The sequence below is a fragment of the Kutzneria kofuensis genome (assembly GCF_014203355.1).
GTDB classification, from domain to species: domain Bacteria; phylum Actinomycetota; class Actinomycetes; order Mycobacteriales; family Pseudonocardiaceae; genus Kutzneria; species Kutzneria kofuensis.
Genome location: NZ_JACHIR010000001.1, coordinates 8,626,944 through 8,645,071, shown reverse-complemented (window position 1 = coordinate 8,645,071; position 18,128 = coordinate 8,626,944). Strand labels below are relative to the sequence as shown.

The following is an 18,128-nucleotide window of genomic DNA, read 5'->3' as shown; positions in this document are numbered from 1 at the left end:
GGTTCCGCACACGCTGGCAGATCTGAAAAGGAATGAAGCCATGACCGAAGAGCAATACCGTGGACCGGCCGCATCGGACCGGCGCACGTTCCTGCGCCGGGCATCGATCGCGGCCGCCGCGCCGGCGGTCGTCGCGCTCGTGGGTGCTGGCGGGACAGCGACGGCCAACGCCGCCGGGTCGACCGACTTACCCGACTTCGCCCCGGTGCCGCCGACGTCGTTCGGACCCGCGCTGAACTCCGCCGGCTACTACGTCGGACAGATCAGCGGCAACCTCTACTGGGTCACCGATTCCAGCTATCAGGCGATGTTCCTCGCAACACGCGACGGCGTGGTGCTGGTCGACGCCCCGCCGACGATCGGGCGGAACATCCAGCGGGCGATCGACAGCGTGACCAAGCCCCAGGGGCTCCCCTCGCGGGTCACGCACGTGGTCTACTCCCACAACCATGCCGATCACATCGGCGCGGCGGGGCTGTTCGGCCGCGACGTGGAGGTGATCGCCCACACCGAGGCCCGGCGGCTGCTGCGGGTCGCGAACGACCCGAACCGTCCCGTGCCGTCGGTGACGTTCGACGATCGACACGTGCTCACCGTCGGCGGTGAGCGTCTGGAGCTGGTCTATCACGGGCCCAACCACAGCCCCGACAACATCTTCGTCTACGCTCCGCGCCAGCGCACGCTCATGGTGGTGGACGTGATCTTCCCGGGGTGGACGCCGTTCAAGAACCTGGCCGAGTCGCAGGACGTGCCGGGTTGGCTGGCCGCTCACCAGACGGCGATGGACTACTCCTGGACGACCCTGGTCTCCGGTCACCTCGGCCGGCTCGGCAGCCGGCAGGATGTTGTGCTGCAACAGAACTACGTGACCGACCTACAGGACAGCGCCCGTACCGCACTCACCACGCTCGACCCGACGCCGTACTTCCAGAAGTACGGGTCGACCGGAAACTCCTGGGCCATCTTCAAGACCTACCTCGACGGGGTCGCCCGCCAGGCCGCTGACCCGGTCGTCGCGAAGTACATCGACAAGCTCGCCGCGGCGGACGTCTTCACCATGGACAACGCGGCCAGCATGGTCAACTCGCTGCGCATCGACGCGGGCGTGCTCGGCCCGTTCGGGATCCATCCCTAGCGCTTGCACAGCTGCCGGCCAGACGACGAAACCGCCGTGGAGATGATCACGGCGGTCTCGGCATGCGCGATGCCGGCTTCATGGTCCGGCCGGTGGATCAGGCTCGCCCCGCGGATCCGTTTCGACCACGGCCGAGCAAAGCGACAAAGCTGATCGCGAGCTCCGCAGACTCCTTACCGCGCTCGCGTTCCTGGTGGCACGGGCCCCGCTTCGACCGCTGGTCACGACCGGCCTGCCCGTCACGCCCCCGGACGATCAAGCCGTGCCCCGTCAGGGCAATCGGCGGCCTTGATCCAGATGTCGATGACGACCTTGCCGTGCACGTGCCGGCCGGCCTGAAGCTCGCCGCGACGGGCACCCGCGGCCGCCCGCCGCGACCAGGCGGGGCGATCTCGTCCAGGGCACCGGGAGCCGGCGTTCGAGAGCATCCGGCTTGATCGCGAGCGCCTGGGCGTATCCCGGTGACGCGTCTCAGTCGCGAGCGACCTGCATCGTGGGGAAACCCAACATGATCAACCGTTGGTCCTCAGGCCAGAGCCCTTCGGCCGCCGTGGGACGTTCACCCCGACCAAGTAGGTGCCGCCGAACTCAGGAGGTTGACCAGGCTGGACGAGGCGCTGGACCAGATGCACACGACCACGAAGGTCATGCGCGACGCGGCCGAGACGTCCATGGCCGAGCAGGGCATCGAGCGGCTCCATGCGGTTCGGCACCTCGAGCACCGGCCTGCCGACCGGCGTGCAGTCGGCGGCCAGTTCGGCACGCGGAGTCGACCATCCTGCATATCGCCTCGCTGCTGGAGACCCTGAGCCCGGTGCGCGACCAGCATCCCACGCTCTGACCGCCGGTGGACTTCTACCCGAGCACCCCAGCTTGTGTCGCGGGTCAAGACCGTACCGCCCCGACCCGGCAACACCGGTCAGGAGATCGTGAAGCCGTGTAGCCGATCAGCGCGGGTGAGCCGGACGAGGCGGACACCACGAACAGCCCGGCGTTCTGGGTGGCCGCCTGGCCGGGCGCGGTCACGGTGCCGACGGTCGACCAGGTTTGGCCGTCCTCGGAGTAGTAGCCGGTGTAGCTCGCGCCGGAGCGCACCAGCCGGAGGTGCACGGGACCGTGGCCGCGATGGAGCCGTTGTCCGGGGTCACGGAGTCGATGTACGGGTTGCCGTCGCTGTTCCACTGGATGCCACCGGACGGCGACAACGTTGATCTCGGGGCGGTGCGGCTCAGCCGGGAAGTTCGGTGACGCCGAGGGCGAAGTCCCAATTCCCCACACCGTGGCGGGCGAGACCCATCGTCACCACGCCCGCACCCTCCAGCCAGTACGCCATTTTCAGGTCGCCGACGTCCAGCGGGCGTAGCCCGAGGCTCTCGATGAACGCCTCCACGCCCGCCTTGGCCTGCGCATCGTCGCCGGCGATGAAGACGACGGGTCGGCCCTTCTCCAAGACATGGCGGAAGATCGTGTTGAATGCCTTCACCACGCTGGCGCTGGCCGGGGCCGCCTTGGCGACTTCCTGCGCGATCGAGGTGTCCTCGCCGTGGGCCAGCCCGTCGGCCGCGGAATTGAACGGGTTGCTGATTTCGACGATGACCTTGCCCGCGAGGGCGTCTCCGTAGTGGGCGACGACCGGAACGACGCTGGCGTACAACAGGGCCACGATGACGATGTCCCCGGCCGGGACGGCACCCCACTCTCCCGTCGTGGCGCCGCCGCCGAGAGCCTTGGCCAGGTCGGCGGCTTTGGACTGATCGCGGCCCATGATCTCGACGGTGTTGCCGCCCGCTATCGCCAGCGCGCCGAGGGTGCGGGCCATGTTCCCGGTGCCGATGATGCTGATGCTGCTCATGAGTTGTCCCGTCTTGACTGACGATCGAAAGGGTTGACTGCTCTGGCTTTCTCCCGCTCAGACCGCCGCGGTGCCGCCGTCAACGGCCAGTTCCGTCCCGTTCACATAGCTCGAGTCGTCCGAGGCGAGGAACAGCGCGACCGTCGCGATCTCCTCGGGGCGGCCCATCTCTCCCCGCGGGATCAGGGACTCGAACTGCCGCATCGTCTCCTCGTCGAACAACTCCTCCTGCTTCGGCGTGGCGACCTGGCCGGGCATCAGCACATTCACCCGGATCCGCCGGTCCTTCAACTCGGACAGCCACACGCGGGCGTAGGCCTGCAGCACGGCCTTGCTCGCCGCATACACACTCCACTCGGGATAGCCCTTGACCGACGCGTTCGACCCGGTCATGAAGATCGAGCCGCCGTCGTTGAACAGCGGCAGCGCCTTCTGCACCGTGAACAGCGTGCCGCGCGCGTTGAGCCCGAAGGTGGCATCGAAGTGCTCCTCGGTGATCTCGCCGAGCCTGCGCTGCTCGCCCGTCCCGGCGCTGGCCCACAACACGTCGATCGCGCCCTTTTCCCGCTTGACCGTGTCGAACAAACGGTCCAGGTCCGCCAGGTCGGCCGCATCGCCCTGCACGCCGGTCACGTTCCGGCCGATCAGCTTGACGGCGTCGTCCAGCGCTTCCTGCCGCCGGCCCGAGATGAAAACATGCGCTCCTTCGTCGACGAACAGCTTGGCGCCGGCCAGCGCCATGCCACTTGTTCCGCCCGTGATCACCGCTACCTTGCCATCGAGCTTTCCCACGATCACTCCATGAATAGATGGGCCAACACAGCTGTGCACGCCGGTCCGCGTCGTGGCCGCGCCGACCACGACAGCACCAGCTATGTACACCGACCTGTGTCCTTAACGTATCGGACGGTCAGTTGGAACGCAAGCTATGTACACCGGGCGTTACCCTCCTGGGCTATGCTCGGGGTATGACGGAGTTGGAGAAGGGCCCCCAAGGCCGGCGCCGCGGCAGGGGCGCGCGCGAGCGCATCCTCAGCGCGTCACAACGACTGTTCCGCGAGCAAGGCATCAACCAGACCGGCATGGACCAACTCTGCGCCGTGGCCCAGGTGTCGAAGCGCACGGCCTACCAGCACTTCACCGGCAAGGACGAACTCGTCGCCGAATACCTGCGCCGCTTCGATCCCGACGTCATGCCGGGAGTGTTCGACCGCACCGACCTCACGCCCCGCGAACGACTCCTCGCAGCCTTCGAGGCGCCCACGACCGCGACACAGGACGACATCACGCCCCTGTGCCCCTTCATCGCGGCGTCCGTAGAAATCCCCGACCCGCACCACCCCGCACGCCAGCGCGCACACGACTACAAAAAAGCCGTCGCCGCACGGCTCGCCGAAACCGCACGCGAAGCCGGCGCCACCAACCCCGAACAGCTCGGCGAACAACTGGCGCTGCTCCTGGATGGCGCCTCGGCCCGCAACCGAGCCCTCAACACCGAAACCTTCCCCACCGCCGCCGCCATCGCCGCCGTCCTCATCGACAACGCCATCCCCACACCAGCCCAGCGATGAGGGCGTGTCTGAGCGCCGACGGCGGTCAGCTCACGCGCAGGATGATTGGTAGGGCAGGTCCGGGAAGTACTGCCCCCATTCCTTGGCCGTGATCGGGGACCCCGCAGTCGCGCAGATCCAAGCGGCGACCCGATCAGCGTCGACGTCGCCGATCACGGTGGCGTTGGCGGTGCCGACCGCGACAGTGTGGCCGTCACGGCTACGCGCCAGGGCGGTCAGGCCGGTGAGCGCGCTGCTGCTGAACATGGCGGCGAACAACTGTGCGTGGGCCGGGTCGTGCAGGTCCCACACCATGAGGTTGCCGTCCTGGCCGGCGCTGAGCAGGGTCGTGTCGCCAGATCCGAAGCTCACGGCGGCCACGGCGCTGGAATGACCGGTTATCGGCCCACCGATCTCAGTGACGCGCGTTGGCGTTGCCGTGTCCCAGACGCGGACCGTCTTGTCATCGCTCGACGTGGCCAGCATGCGGCCGTCCGAATCGAACGCCAACCCGGTGATGCCGTCCCGGTGCCCGGTCGCGACCTTGCCCGCCAGGACCGGTGCGCCGGGCTCGTGCACGTCCCACAGCTGCAGCGACTGGTCTGCGCCGGCCACCGCCAGGATGTCATTGCCCGGACGGAACATCACCTGTCCGCTGGTGCCCGGCAGCTGTCCCACCGCCGCCGCGACCACCGGGTTGCGCACGTCCCACAGCCGCACGGTGCCGTCGGCGGAGCCGCTGGCCAACGGGGCGCCATCCGGGCTGAAGCTGAGCGCGGCGACCGACCCGCGGTGTCCGATCAGTGGCTCCCCGAGCGGTCGCGGCGGGCCCGGTGTGCCGATGCCCCACAGCCGGACGGTGGTGTCCGCGTCGCCGGTGGCGAGGATCTTTCCGTTGGGGCTGAAGGCAATGGCGGTGACCGGCCCGGCGTGTTGGGTCATCGGTGGTGTGCGCGGCGTCAGCCGCTGCGGATCGGTGCTGTCCCACAGTTGGACGACACCGTCGCTGGTGGTGGCGAGGATGCGGCCGTCCGGGCTGAAGGCAACCGTGCGGACCCCGCTGCGGTGCGGCAACGGGGCGGCGGCCGGCGCGACCGGGTCGGCGCCGAGGTTCCACAGCCGCACGGTGCGGTCCAGGCTGCCGCTGGCCAGCATCTTCCCGTCCGGGCTGAAGGCCACCGAGGTCACCTCTCCGGTGTGCCCGACCAACGGCGCTCCCAGGGGAACCAGACGGCGAGACGAGGAGTCGATCCGCCACAGTCGAACGGCGTTGTCCCGCCCGCCGGTGGCTACCGTGCCGTCCGGGCCGACCGCGACCGCAGTCGCCCCACCGTCGTGGCCCGGCACCGGCTGGCCAATCGGCGCGGGGTGCCCCGGTTGGGACACGTCCCAAAGCACGATCGCGCCGGTGTTGGAGACGCTCACCAGCAGGCCCGCTGACGAGAGCACCCGGGTGGCACTGACTTGCACCTTTTCGGTGCCACGCTCGACGGTGACGGTCACGTCGCCTCTGCGGTAGCGCAGCCACCGCATCACCGCACCGACGAGCACAACCGCCGCCCCGCCCGGCGCGAGCGTGGCCACGACCGGTCCCATCGCTCCGGGGTCGGGCGGCCGTTCGGTCAGGGTGACCCGTCCCCGCAGATCCTCTTCAGCGGCCAGCCAGGACCACAGATCCCGCGGCGAGTCGGCGCCGGCGTTCCCAAGTCTGATCGTGAACGCACCACTGCCCCCAGATAGCACGGCCGGTCCGACGGACATTCAAGTGTCGGAGCCGGAATTGACCGCGTCTATGGCCCGAAGGTGGAAGGGGTTGGAGGTTCCTCCAGACGGCCGGTGCCTTCGCCCGCCCGGCCCGCCACCATACGGTCAGGAGCGACGGGAGAGGTGCTGATGATCGGCATCCTCTCCGACCACGTTTTCGCCCTGCGGGATCAAGCGGTGGCCGGCCTGCTCACCCGTCACCTCAGGCCGTTGCTCGCCCTGCAGGCGGAGAGTGGGATCGTCGGCCCGGATTGCTTGTCGCCGCGGCAGGCCGCGGTGTCCGACCTGGTGGCCCGAGGCCTGACCAACCAGGATGTGGCCCAGGAACTCCACATCACCGTGAACACCGTCAAGAAGCATCTCATGGCGGCAATGAAGGCGACCGGCTGCACGTCCCGCACCCAACTGGCGCTGCACCGGCTTCACGCCTCTGGCGTCTGACCGCGCCGCCGTCGACCGGTAACCATCGGATCAAGCGTTGGCGGGGGTGGCGCGCCACCGGAATCAGCCTGTGAGCCGGCTGGTGATAGCACCGCGCGCCACGCCGTTGAACATCGACGGCTACGCGCCGCGGTAGCCATTATGATCAAGCAGCCGACCCGACGACGTGAAGGACGACCGATGGCGGATCTGTCAGGCTGGGTGCCGCCCGGCATCGATCTCAACACCCCGAGTGCGGCACGGGCCTACGACGCCCTCCTGGGCGGCGCGCACAATTTCGAAGCGGATCGCGCGTTCGCCCGCAAGGCGGAACAGGTCTTCCCCGGCGTCGCCGCCTCCTGCCAGGCCAACCGGGCGTTCCTTCGCCGTTCTGTGCGCTTCTTGGTCGGAAAAGGCATTCGGCAGTTCCTCGACATCGGTTCCGGCATCCCGACCGTCGGCAATGTTCATGAAATCGCCCAGGCGGCCGATCCCACCTGCCGGGTGGCGTACGTGGACAACGAGGAGGTGGCCGTCGAGCACAGCAAGTTGATACTGCATGACAACGCCAACGCCACGATCGTTCGAGCCGATGTCCGCACTCCGGATGCTGTCCTGGACGCCCCCGAGATTCGGCGACTTTTGGACTTCGACCAGCCGATCGCGGTGCTGATGTTGGCCCTGCTGCATTTCATCTCTGATTCCGACGATCCCGCCAGCTTGGTCGCCCACTATCAAGAGGCGCTGGTACCGGGCAGTTATCTCGCGATCACGCATGCCACCGCCGATTCCCGACCCACCGAGATGCGCGCGCTGGAGAAACTGTACGCCACCAGCAGCAATCCCGCGGTCGCGCGAACCACGGAATGGATCACCAGCCTGTTCGATGGGTTGGAGCTGGTGGAACCGGGCACGGCCTATGTGCCGGAGTGGCGGCCTGACACTTCTCTCGATGTTCCATCGCACCCTGAGCACTACATCTTCTTCGGCGGCCTGGCCCGCAAGCCTGGATAGGCTCGACCGGCTCCGTCGCGGTCACGCTTGGCGTTGCACCGTGCTCACCTCCAGCCGCAGCCGCTCTACCTGTGGGGTAGTGCAGCTCGAACGCCGAGCCCTCCGAGCGGATCCCAACGAGGTGAGGCTGTGCAGCGGCAGTGGGCAGGAGGACCTCGGCGTTGGCGGCCTTGAGGGGTGGGACTCTGGCCTGCGGCAATGCCGAGCCTGACCCTCACACTGCCAGTGTGACCCAACGCCATTGTGGACAGTGCCCCCGACCTGCCAAAACAGAGAATCGCCACAGCAAACCCGTTGCGGTCACTGCACTTGAGCGCCGTACAGTGCGGTTCAACGTCGGTTCAGCACGCATCCCTGCTCCAGATTTGCTCCAGCCCGTCCGGTGTGAAACGCATGGATCCCTTGTCCCGCAGCATACTCTGACCAGGCCAGCAACGCGACCCAAGGTGTGTCAACATCACGAAGACGCAGCAGAGCAGCCACGGCTGCCACCGTCGCGACCAGCCTCCAGGCAGCGACCGCGATCATCGCGAACAAACGGGCTGACACTGCCCCAGGTCGAGCCCGGCAAGCTTCGGTGCACCATGACAGTGACATCGCCGCACGGGTGATGGTTGGGCGCAGGACGCGGGCGGATACCCGTCACCAGCCGCGTCTACCGCCCGGCTACGCCGGCAGGCCAGGCCGGCATGCACCGACCGAGACAGGCCGCGCGCGGTGGTCGTCAATCGGGACACGCATCCACCATCTCGGTTCGCCACGACGTGACGGAGCGCGGCGATCATCGCCGCACCCCGCCACTGCCGGTTGCTGCGCAGCGTGCGGAAGGTCGCTCAACAGGAACTATCGAGGTGCGCCTGCGCGGGGCGTGTCCGCGTAGGCGGGCGAACGCTTCGTCCATGGAGATGCGGAAGCGCTCGGCCAGGATTCCCTTGACTTGTTCGATCGTGATGCGGCTGTTGAGGGCTGCACGGAGTTGGTCGGTGATCTCGGCCTGTTCGCGTGGTCGGCGCCGGTTCAGGAAACGGACGGCGTCGGCGTCGGCGTCGGCGAGAGCTTGTGCGACATCCAGGTCCAGGCTGGTGAGCACCGGCGGCCTGGTATTGATCAGGCTGAGGGCGCCGATGGTGGTCTCGGAGGTGCGCAGTGGGACCGCCGCGATGGCGATTACGCGCGCGATGTGGAAGTGGGCGGCGAACCGTGGCCGGCGCATCGCGCCTGGGCTGCCGTCGCCGAACGCGACCGGGCCGAGGGGACTGGCGCTGCGGGCGCTGTCCACGCAGGGGCCTTCGCCCAGCTCGATCTGGATTTCCTCCAGTTTGCGGCAGCGTTCGCCGGACGCGGTGAGATACCGCACCCTGCCACGGGCGTCAACGATGGTGATCCCGATGCCTTGCACCGTCAGCAGGGTGAGCGCGTGGTCGGTCAGATCGTAGAGCAGGTCCAGGACATCGAAATCCGAGACGCGGCGAGCGAGGTCGAGCACGGCCTCGGCAACACGGACTTCCCGTTCCGTGGCAGGCATTGTCAGCGCCGTTCGATTGGGTCCCGCCTCCGCGGCGACAGGCCGAAACACGTGCCAGGTGAGGCAGAGATGTGGTGACCCCGTAGAGAGGCCATGTCATGCCCGCTGATGGGGACCTACTCGCCTCGAATTCTTACTGCCCCGTCCGACGCCCCTGTCACGACCGATTCCGCACAGCCTCGGTGGCCTCACTATGCGTCACTGACGCTACCCGTCATTCCCACCGGGTGCCAGGGCCGCCGACGCACGCGAGGTTTGTCGAACGCGAACATGCGTGGCACCGGCGACGGCGACCTCAGTGCGTGGCCGGCCCCGAATTCGTTTCGTCGACGGGGATCGACCAGCCCATGCACACCGTGGTACCGCCTGCGCGCGGGCTCAGTTCGAACTCGCGCGTGGTCCGTTCGATGATCAGCAGCCCACGACCGCGCCGAGACTCCGCTTCGCGTTCCCGCGATTTCCACCGACCGTGATCGGTCACCGTGACGGTCACCTGGTCGTCGTGTCGGCAGGCGTGCAGGTCGAACACGCCGCCGGGGTGGTCGTAGGCATGGTCGACGATGTTGGCCATCGCCTCGTAGGTGGCGAGCCCGACGTCGTCGACCTGGTCGTCGCCCAGCCCGGAAGTGACGGCCCATATCGTCAACTGCTCGCGGACGCCGGTCAGGGCGGCGGCGGTGGCCGGCACGTCGGTCAGCCGCAGGGTGGACACCACGTGCTCGCCGGGAGGATGGTCGGGGTCCGAGGCGGCCACGGGCATCACCTGTTCATGTTCGGCTGCTGGTCGCGAGTTGTGCAAGACAGTCGAATACCCGGTTTCGACCGCCATAAGCGCGAATTTCGCGTCCCTTCGTCCGTGGTGCGGCCGCGACCATCACCATCGCAAAGGCGAGGCAGTCACATAATCGCCGCTGTGTCCAGCTGATTCGCACTCACCTCAGCGGCTTCGCCGGCGTAGACGGGAGCTGCCCGCTCGCCGCGCCGGTCTGTGTTCGTGTGGACAGCGACAGGCTGAGCACAGCGGCCGGAGTGTCGGATGTGTGACTTGCCCGCGCGGATCGGGCCGCCCGTCTGCCGATGGTTCCTCATTTTCGGGTCGATCAGCGTTGGGAGGAAGGGAACGTGCCGCCGGCACGACCGAGGGCGATCAGCTCGGTGTACTGGTCCTGCCACGACCGCTCCGTCGCCAACAGGTCGGCCAGATGCTGTACCCACCTCTCATCGACGGGCGCCGGCCACCAGGTGTCGTAGGGTCTCCTCCCTGGCCTTGACCCACTCGGCCAGCGTCGCACCGAGCACGGGGCCCCCGCCTCCTCCGTCATGGCTCGACCGTACTCCCTGACGTGCCGCGCGACAGCCCGATCTGGGGTACGGTGGACCATGCCGAGAGCTTTTCGCGAGCCGGTGTTTGAACTGGTGGCGTCCTCGGCAACCAGGCTGGCCGGACCTGTCCGGCCAGGAACGGGAGCGTCGGCACGACGTCGGGTTGCCTGCCCGGCTAGTCTCCACCATGTCCCTTGCGGGCATCGAGCGCCACGGCTGACCGTTTCACAACGACGAAGCCCCGGCGCCCATCTGAGAAGACACCGAGCGACCGCGCTCCACGTCGCCGGCGTTGGCGTCCCGGGCTGACGGCAGGGGCCACCATGCCGCCAGCCCGGCTCTGGATGACGGCGAAGGCCGTCCCCCCTACGTTGCCGAAACACCTTGGTGGACAACCATTTCGTCAATCCAAGCCGCGAACGCCGTGCCGGTCGCCGGCGTCAACAAATCCGGCGCGCGTCGACAAGCACGCCGCATTCCAACCCCGTCGAGTCCGGCTGCGATGGGGTACAGTCGATGCCAGACGGGCGCGAGCCGCCGACACTCAGCCAGCGTGGTCCCCTGTCAATCCAACCGGGCGGCTTCTCCGCACGGAGACGGGAGCACCGCTTGCCCCCGCACTATCCGCTCACCCCACCCCACACCGTCGTCGGTCGCGAACTGCCAGCCGACCCCACCGGGACACCACGCCGCCCGCCCGTCGCGATCACGGCCGCAGCACGGATGAGCCAACCCGGCCTGGGTCGAGCACCAGGATGCGATGTCGGGTTCGCCGACACGCGAGCCAAGGCCGCGAGAGCGGAAGCGGACCAGCATATCCGGGCCGCCCGGTTGGTGGCCGGCAACTCGCTCGACGTCAACGACTGCGCCGGCGCCGCACACCCGACCGTCGCCCGGCGTCGGGAACCAGTACCCGGGTTTCTACCGGGACACGTCGAACGCGTTCCACTCGACCGAAGGAGCACGCGCATGACTCAGGGAACCGTCAAGTGGTTCAGTGACACGAAGGGTTTCGGTTTCATCGCTCCCGCGACGGCGGGCGCGACGTGTTCGTGCACCACAGCAAGATCCAGGACTACGACCACAACGGCCTCGCGGACGACCAGCCGGTCGAGTTCGAGGTGACCCAGGGCCAGAAGGGCCCGCAGGCCACGTCGGTCCACCTGCTGTGACCGGGCCGACCACAGCCCCGGGGCCGTATGCGGCTTGACGCCAGCTGCCGCACACGACCGGGCGGGCACGGAGACCAACCGATGGATGTGCGTGGTAGGCACAACGTGGTGATCACCGGCAATCAGGACGGGCCGGTGGTCGTGCTGGCCCACGGGTTCGGCTGCGACCAGAACCTGTGGCGCCTGGTCGTTCCCGCGCTGGGTCGCGATCACCGGGTGGTGGTCTTCGACCACGTCGGCGCCGGCCGTTCGGACCTGGCGGCCTGGGACCCGCAAGTGTACGCGAGCCTGGATGGTTACGCCGACGACGTGCTGAACCTCTGCGCGGGCCTCGACCTGCCGGAGGTGGTGTTCGTGGGGCACTCGGTCAGCGCGATGATCGGGGTGCTGGCGGCCAACCGCCACCCCGAGCGGTTCGCCGGTCTCGTCCTGCTGACGCCGTCGCCGTGCTATCTCGACGACGGCGACTACCGGGGCGGATTCACCGCCGCCGACATCGACGAGCTGCTGGAGTCCCTGGACAGCAACTATCTCGGCTGGTCGGCCGCGATGGCTCCGGTGATCATGGGCAACCCGGACCGGCCCGAGCTGAGCCAGGAACTGGCCGACAGCTTCTGCCGCACCGATCCGGCGATCGCCGCCGTGTTCGCCCGCACGACGTTCCTGTCCGACAACCGCGCCGATCTGGCCGCGGTCGGCGTGCCGACGCTGGTCGTCGAGTGCGCCCAGGACGCCATCGCTCCGCGCGCGGTCGGCGCTTTCGTGCACGCCCGCATCGCCGGCAGTCGACTGGTCACACTGGATGCGACCGGCCACTGTCCCCAGCTCAGCGCGCCCGAGGCCACCGCCGAGGCGATCATGTCCTTCACCGGGGACCTGCGGTGACGGCCGCGGCGGGGCCCGACCGCGACCACGCGGAGTTCTCCGCGCTGCTGGAGGACGACGCCGAGGAACTCTACGAACACGCGCCGTGCGGGTATCTGTCGGCGATGCTGGACGGCCGGATCGTGAAGATCAACTCTACGTTGCTGGAGTGGCTCGGGCACCGGCGCGCGGACCTGGTCGGTCGGCGCCGGCTGAGCGACCTGCTCACGGTCGGTGGCCGGCTGTACCACGAGACCCATCTCGCTCCCCTGCTGCGCATGCACGGCGAGGTCAACGGGATCGCACTGGAGCTGGTGACCGCCGACGGCGCCCGGTTGCCGGTGTTGCTGACCGCTCGGGTCAAGTCCGGCCACGACGGCCGTCCTCTGCTGCTGCGCATGACGATCTTCGATGCCCGCGAACGTCGAGCCTACGAACAGGAGTTGCTGCGGGCCCGCCGCGAGGCCGAGCGGGACCGCGATCGGGTCCAGCAACTGGCCACCACCTTGCAGCGCACCCTGCTTCCACCGATCCTGTCCGCTCCGCCGGGCACCGAGGTCGCGGCCCACTACCACCACGCCAGCCCCGATGAGGTCGGCGGCGACTTCTACGACCTGTTCCCACTCGCCGGTGGCCTCTGGGGCATGTTCATGGGAGACGTGTGCGGCAAGGGGGCCGACGCGGCGGCGGTGACCTCCCTGACCCGGTACACCCTGCGCGCGGCGGCGGTGTACGACAACGACCCGAGCGCCGTGCTGCGCAACCTCAACACCGTGCTCCATCACGAATACACCGGTGACGATCCGCGGTTCACCACCGTGGTCTTCGGACTGCTCACACCGCAGGGCGGGGGCTACCAGGTGCGACTGGCCAGTGGCGGACATCCGCCGGCCCTGCTGCTGCGCGCCGACGGCGCAGTCGACCCTCTGCGGACCCCCGGCGGCCAACTGGTCGGCGTCCTGCCCGATGCCCGCTTCGTCACCACCACGGCGCACCTGGGGCCAGGAGACACCTTGCTGCTCTACACCGACGGGCTGACCGAGGCGCGCACCGGTGATGGGCAGGGCCGCTACGAGGAAGAAGGACTGCACGCCTTCGCCGCGGCCCTCTCGCCCACCACGGCGACCGACCTGATCGCCGCGGTGGCGAGGCTGTTGACCAGTTTCGGGACGGGGCTGGAGGATGACGCCGCCGCGCTGGCGGTGAGTGTGCCGGTGCGCTGAGGAGGGCGACGGTCACCGCCGAGTGACGGGTCGGCTCAGAACCAGTGCGCCCGGCCGCCGACCTTGCGTCCCGTGCCGCCGAGGATCGCCAGCACCGCGCCGATCACCACGAGCACGATGCCGATGGTCCACAGGATGGAGATGTTGAGCAGGAAACCTGCGATCAACAGGATGACACCTAAGATGATCATGGCTTGCTGTGCTCCTTCACCAGGGACGCCGGCCGCGGACCGCGGGAACTCATGGCGTCGTCGAGGGGATGCCCGTTCACGGCCCGCCGAAACCTCGGCGGCTCCGGCGATGCCGATCCGGTGGCGCGGGCTGCGGCCATCCGGCAGACGGCCGCGAAACGACGTGGTGGGCCGTCGCCGGATTGGCGACGGCCCACCACTGTCTACTCAGGTCAGTCCTTCTTGAAGACGTCCTTGACCTTCTCGGCCGCCTCCTTGACCTTGCCCTTGGCCTGGTCGCCCTTGCCCTCGGCCTCCAGGCTGTGGTCGTCGGTGGCGCTGCCGACGCCTTCCTTGACCTTGCCCTTGACCTCGTCGGCCTTGGCGTCGATCTTGCGTTCGGTGCTCATGAGGATCCTTATCTTCTGAGTCGGGTCGGTTCTGGTCAGTCGTAAGATCAGGAAGGCCCGGGGACCTCGGGTGTGGCTGTCATGACGGAGCCGTTGGTGTGGCTGGGAAGGATTGGCCGCCCGGGGTCCTGCGACGACTCGGCCGCTGATTGGGATGAGCGAAACAATCGCTGCATAAGGACGTGACGGCGAGGTCGTCTGCTGGGTGTCTGGCACGAACGACGACGGGAGGTGGCCGTGCCGCAACTGTGGGCCGGTGTGGACGCGGGCAAAGCCCACCACCACTGCGTGGTGATCAACGCCGAGGGCGACAAGATCCTGTCCCGGCGAGTGCCCAACAACGAGGCCGAACTGCTGGAGCTGATCGCCGATGTCCGAGCGCTGTCGCCCGACGTGCTGTGGGCGATCGATCTCAACGCCGGCGGCGGCGCGCTGCTGATCGCCCTGTTGGTCAACCACGACCAGGCCCTGCTCTACATCCCCGGCCGCACCGTCCACCACGCCTCGGCCGGCTACCGAGGATCGGGCAAAAGTGACGCCAAGGACGCGTTCATCATCGCCGACCAGGCCCGCATGCGCCGCGACCTGCACCCGATGACCGCCGGCGACGAGATCGCCGTGGACCTGCGGATCCTGACCGCCCGCCGCTACGACCTGACCGCCGACCGCACGAGGGCGATCAACCGGCTGCGCGCCCAGATCCTGGAGTACTTCCCCGCCCTGGAACGAGCCTTTGACTACAGCTCCTCCAAAGCCGCGCTGGTGCTGTTGACCGGCTTTCAGACTCCCGCCGCGCTGCGGGAGTGCGGCCAGGCCGAGCTGGCCACCTGGCTGCGGGCCCGCAAGGTCCGCAACGGCGCCGCAATCGCCGCGACCGCGATCGCCGCAGCCCGGGCCCAGCTCACCGCCGTTCCCGGACAGTCCACTGCCGCGGCCATGACGGCGCGGCTGGCCAAGGGGGTGATGGCCCTGGATGAGGAGATCGCGGAGACCGACGCCCTGATCGAGGGCCGGTTTCGCCAGCACCGGCACGCCGCCGTGATCCTGAGCATGCCCGGCATCGGGCCGTTGCTCGGGGCCGAGATCATCGCTCTGACCGGCGGGGATCCGGCCGCGTTCGGCAGCGTTGACCGGCTGGCCGGTGTCGCCGGCCTGGCGCCGGTCCCGCGTGACTCCGGCCGGGTTCAGGGCAACCTGCGCCGTCCGCGCCGCTACAACCGGCGGCTGCTGCGGGCGTTCTACCTGTCCGCGCAGTACGCCATCGTCCGGTGTCCGGAGTCGAAGGCCTTCTACGAACGCAAACGGCACGAGGGCAAGGTCCACAAGCAGGCCGTACTGGCCCTGGCGCGTCGACGCCTCAACGTCGTGTGGGCGCTCGTCCGCGACGAACGAACGTTCCAGCCCCACGTGCCACGACCAGGCAGCGCAGCAGCCTGACAGGCTCACCGCCTATCACCGCTACCGCTTGACAACGTCATTGGGAATCCTTCCTCCGTCAGGTTCACGCACAGACCCATGGCCTGCCGGCGTCGGCCCGGCCCAGGAGTGACGTCCTCGATCCCTCCCCTCAGGAAGGGCTGCGACTGGCTACCCCGGGGGCAGATCGGGAAACCTCGACGTGGCGACGGCGAACGCAATCGGGGCATCGTGGTGCTCCCCGCCCCCTGCGCGGGGAGCACCACGACCAACAGACGGCGTCACCCCTGACCCGACGCCGTCCTGTCGAACTCCGGCCGGACGATCACCGCACTCGGCGGGCGATCGTCGGAACATGCCGGAGCCGCGGCCTCGGCCGCTCGGGCCGACAGCTACATGTCGCGCGTGACAAAGGGAATTGGGCCCACGGGGCCGTCCAGCGTGATGGCCGTCGACATCCGGCACACGGAGCGCTCCTCAAAGATGGGGGCTGACCGCGGGTCCGGGCGGCTGCTGGCAGAGGCAAGTGCCGAGCAGCCTAGCGTCGGACGGTCCGACGCCCTATAGGGCAACCGGGTGTCAGGAATCGACACTGTCCGGCAGGATTTCCCGCGGCAGGATGCCGCCGGTGACCAGCCGGTGCGCGACCTCGCTGAGGCGGGCCCCGTGGCTGCGGGCGTACCGGCGCAGGGTCTCGAACGCCTGCTCCATCTCCAGGTCTCCGGCGTAGGCGAGCACACCCTTGGCCTGCTCGATGATGATTCGGCTGTTCAACGCGGTCTGCAGCTGCTCGGTGAGCACCTCGCCGCGACGGATGGCCCGTTCCTGGAGGATGCCGATGGTGGCCGTGTCGGCCAGCGCCCGGGCGACCTGAGCGTCCTGGTCGTTGAGCGGCCCGGGTTCGCGGCCGAACAGGTTCAGCGCTCCGATGGTCTCCCGTCGCAGCCGCAGCGGAACGGCCGCCACGGAGACGAAGCCGCCCGCGACCGCCAACGGGGCGAACATCGGCCAGCGCCCGGTGACGGCGGTGAGGTCGGCGACCAGGACCGGCTCGCCGCTGCGGACGCAGTCCAGGCAGGGGCCTTCGTTGTTCTGGATCTGGAAGAGTTCCAGCAGCCGCGTTCGTTCGGACGAGGAGGCGAGCACCTGTAGGTTCCCGCGCTGGTCGGACAGCATCAGACCGGCCGCGGCGGCGTCCAGCAGCCGCACGCAGTGGTCGACCAACTGGTGCAGCACGTCGGCCACGTCGTAGTCGTCGACCAGGGTGTCGGCCATCTGGACGAAGGCGTGGAGCAGCTGCGATTCCCGTTGCGCGCCGGTGGGGGCTGTGCTGCTCATGGGTTCGCTCCGCTCCTGTCGGCCAGGTCGAGGATAGTCAGTTCCACCGTCGCTCACCCGCTCAATCCCTTTCGGTTCACCTGTCGAGATCCTTCGGTGCGAGCGCGCGGGTGACGATGTCGTGGGCCACCTCGTCGACGAGGCGGCCGGCGGCGAACGCGTATCCCCGCAGCCGCGCCAGCGCCTGATCGGCCGGAATTCCGAACGCGGCGATGACCATGCCGACGGCCTGGTGCACCTGCTCGCGCTGCTCGGGCAGCGCGAGCCACCACATGCCGTTGTCGGCCTCGGCCAACTGGCTCAGCATCACCAGCACCGTCGCGTCGACCACCGCCAGCGCCGTGGCCAGCTCCGCCGGCGACAGCCAGCCCGGCCGCCGCCGGTAGAGATCCATCGCGCCGGCACAGACCGTGCCGCTCTGCAAGGGAAACGCGAAGACGGCCCCCACGGGCTCGCCTGCCATCTCGGCGGCGAACGCCGGCCACGCCGGGGTGGTGGCGCCGGCCAGGTCCGGCACGAGCACCGGCCGGCCGGTGGTGAACGCCTCGAAGCACGGCCCCTCGCCGAGACTGAACTGAAGTGCCTCGATTCGCGCGCTGACCTCGTCGCTGGCGAACATCACCTCCCGGCGGTCCGTGTCGCTCATCAGCGAGATCGACATGCCGTCCACCGGCAACAGGTCCGCGCACGCCCGGCACACGTGCACCAGCAGGTCCGGGTCATCCGCGTGTTCCCGCATCGCGGTGGCGATCACGGCTCGCACCCGAAAGACCGCGCCGTCAGGGTCACTCATCGGTGGCGACCTCGGCCGTACGCCAGCCATGCGACCGGCATGCCTTCACCTCCGCCACATCGACAACTCAGGATGGTTCCTGGTGCGGCGGGTCCGGGCCTTCGCCAAGATGGTCAGCACACCACGTCGTTCGTGGCTCACTCTACGGGATCGGACGGC

Annotated in this window: 18 protein-coding genes and 1 pseudogene; 9 read left to right on the top strand and 10 right to left on the bottom strand. The window is 68.6% G+C overall.

What is annotated here, in order from left to right; genetic code table 11:
- Window positions 1-40: 40 nt before the first annotated feature.
- Window positions 41-1,135 (top strand): MBL fold metallo-hydrolase, encoded by a 1,095-nt coding sequence (locus BJ998_RS38965; protein WP_184868253.1) that lies wholly within the window; start codon window positions 41-43, stop codon window positions 1,133-1,135.
- 885 nt (window positions 1,136-2,020) lie between these two features.
- Here the strand turns inward: BJ998_RS38965 and BJ998_RS38960 are convergent.
- On the bottom strand, window positions 2,021-2,245 hold the full coding sequence (locus tag BJ998_RS38960) for a DUF1349 domain-containing protein (protein WP_184868252.1): 225 nt from the start codon (window positions 2,243-2,245) through the stop codon (window positions 2,021-2,023).
- Between the two features lie 6 nt (window positions 2,246-2,251).
- Here BJ998_RS38960 and BJ998_RS48850 point away from each other — a divergent pair, with 6 nt between their 5' ends.
- Window positions 2,252-2,383: a hypothetical protein gene (locus BJ998_RS48850; protein ID WP_281393062.1), complete on the top strand. Its 132-nt coding sequence runs from the start codon at window positions 2,252-2,254 to the stop codon at window positions 2,381-2,383.
- Here BJ998_RS48850 and BJ998_RS38955 read toward each other — a convergent pair.
- Together BJ998_RS38955 and BJ998_RS38950 are read right to left on the bottom strand one after the other, a co-directional pair.
- The gene (locus tag BJ998_RS38955; protein WP_184868251.1) at window positions 2,364-2,987 is read right to left on the bottom strand and encodes an NADPH-dependent F420 reductase; all 624 of its coding nucleotides are present in this window, start codon (window positions 2,985-2,987) and stop codon (window positions 2,364-2,366) included. The two genes, BJ998_RS48850 and BJ998_RS38955, sit on opposite strands and share 20 nt — an antisense overlap.
- Before the next feature lie 57 nt (window positions 2,988-3,044).
- Entirely contained in the window at window positions 3,045-3,779 is a 735-nt protein-coding gene (locus BJ998_RS38950) for an SDR family NAD(P)-dependent oxidoreductase (protein WP_184869215.1), read from the bottom strand.
- A 176-nt stretch (window positions 3,780-3,955) separates the two neighbouring features.
- Between BJ998_RS38950 and BJ998_RS38945 the strand changes: the two genes are divergently transcribed.
- A complete protein-coding gene (locus BJ998_RS38945) occupies window positions 3,956-4,558 on the top strand; it encodes a TetR/AcrR family transcriptional regulator (RefSeq protein ID WP_184868250.1) in 603 nt (200 codons plus the stop codon).
- A gap of 30 nt (window positions 4,559-4,588) precedes the next feature.
- Here BJ998_RS38945 and BJ998_RS38940 read toward each other — a convergent pair whose 3' ends face one another.
- On the bottom strand, window positions 4,589-6,298 hold the full coding sequence (locus tag BJ998_RS38940; protein ID WP_221338286.1) for a WD40 repeat domain-containing protein: 1,710 nt from the start codon (window positions 6,296-6,298) through the stop codon (window positions 4,589-4,591).
- 132 nt (window positions 6,299-6,430) lie between these two features.
- On the opposite strand from BJ998_RS38940, the gene BJ998_RS38935 reads away from it, so the two are divergent.
- Together BJ998_RS38935 and BJ998_RS38930 are read left to right on the top strand one after the other, a co-directional pair.
- Window positions 6,431-6,742 carry a helix-turn-helix domain-containing protein gene (locus BJ998_RS38935; protein ID WP_246489966.1) on the top strand — a complete coding sequence of 104 codons (312 nt, stop codon included), beginning with the start codon at window positions 6,431-6,433 and terminating at the stop codon, window positions 6,740-6,742.
- A 180-nt stretch (window positions 6,743-6,922) separates the two neighbouring features.
- On the top strand, window positions 6,923-7,735 hold the full coding sequence (locus tag BJ998_RS38930) for an SAM-dependent methyltransferase (protein WP_184868247.1): 813 nt from the start codon (window positions 6,923-6,925) through the stop codon (window positions 7,733-7,735).
- 781 nt (window positions 7,736-8,516) lie between these two features.
- On the opposite strand, the gene BJ998_RS38925 is transcribed toward BJ998_RS38930, so the two are convergent.
- Both BJ998_RS38925 and BJ998_RS38920 read right to left on the bottom strand, forming a co-directional pair.
- Window positions 8,517-9,260, bottom strand: coding sequence for an ANTAR domain-containing protein (locus BJ998_RS38925; protein ID WP_184868246.1), 744 nt, complete (start codon window positions 9,258-9,260; stop codon window positions 8,517-8,519).
- Between the two features lie 295 nt (window positions 9,261-9,555).
- Window positions 9,556-10,014: an ATP-binding protein gene (locus BJ998_RS38920; RefSeq protein ID WP_184868245.1), complete on the bottom strand. Its 459-nt coding sequence runs from the start codon at window positions 10,012-10,014 to the stop codon at window positions 9,556-9,558.
- A 1,538-nt stretch (window positions 10,015-11,552) separates the two neighbouring features.
- Here BJ998_RS38920 and BJ998_RS38915 point away from each other — a divergent pair.
- From BJ998_RS38915 to BJ998_RS38905, 3 genes and pseudogenes are all read left to right on the top strand, one after another.
- Window positions 11,553-11,755: pseudogene (locus BJ998_RS38915) on the top strand (cold-shock protein).
- An 81-nt stretch (window positions 11,756-11,836) separates the two neighbouring features.
- Entirely contained in the window at window positions 11,837-12,640 is an 804-nt protein-coding gene (locus tag BJ998_RS38910) for an alpha/beta fold hydrolase (protein WP_184868244.1), read from the top strand.
- A complete protein-coding gene (locus BJ998_RS38905; protein ID WP_184868243.1) occupies window positions 12,637-13,842 on the top strand; it encodes a PP2C family protein-serine/threonine phosphatase in 1,206 nt (401 codons plus the stop codon). The genes BJ998_RS38910 and BJ998_RS38905 overlap by 4 nt, the downstream gene beginning before the upstream one ends.
- A 35-nt stretch (window positions 13,843-13,877) precedes the next feature.
- Here BJ998_RS38905 and BJ998_RS38900 read toward each other — a convergent pair whose 3' ends face one another.
- Both BJ998_RS38900 and BJ998_RS38895 read right to left on the bottom strand, forming a co-directional pair.
- Window positions 13,878-14,033, bottom strand: a complete 156-nt coding sequence (locus tag BJ998_RS38900; RefSeq protein WP_169743537.1) for a hypothetical protein — start codon at window positions 14,031-14,033, stop codon at window positions 13,878-13,880.
- Window positions 14,034-14,245: 212 nt separating this feature from the next.
- On the bottom strand, window positions 14,246-14,422 hold the full coding sequence (locus BJ998_RS38895; protein ID WP_184868242.1) for a CsbD family protein: 177 nt from the start codon (window positions 14,420-14,422) through the stop codon (window positions 14,246-14,248).
- Between the two features lie 237 nt (window positions 14,423-14,659).
- On the opposite strand from BJ998_RS38895, the gene BJ998_RS38890 reads away from it, so the two are divergent.
- A complete protein-coding gene (locus BJ998_RS38890) occupies window positions 14,660-15,859 on the top strand; it encodes an IS110 family RNA-guided transposase (protein WP_376775833.1) in 1,200 nt (399 codons plus the stop codon).
- 558 nt (window positions 15,860-16,417) lie between these two features.
- Here BJ998_RS38890 and BJ998_RS38885 read toward each other — a convergent pair.
- The gene (locus tag BJ998_RS38885) at window positions 16,418-17,176 is read right to left on the bottom strand and encodes a GAF and ANTAR domain-containing protein (protein WP_184868241.1); all 759 of its coding nucleotides are present in this window, start codon (window positions 17,174-17,176) and stop codon (window positions 16,418-16,420) included.
- A 76-nt stretch (window positions 17,177-17,252) separates the two neighbouring features.
- Window positions 17,253-17,969 carry a GAF and ANTAR domain-containing protein gene (locus BJ998_RS38880; RefSeq protein ID WP_246488744.1) on the bottom strand — a complete coding sequence of 239 codons (717 nt, stop codon included), beginning with the start codon at window positions 17,967-17,969 and terminating at the stop codon, window positions 17,253-17,255.
- Between the last annotated feature and the right edge of the window lie 159 nt (window positions 17,970-18,128).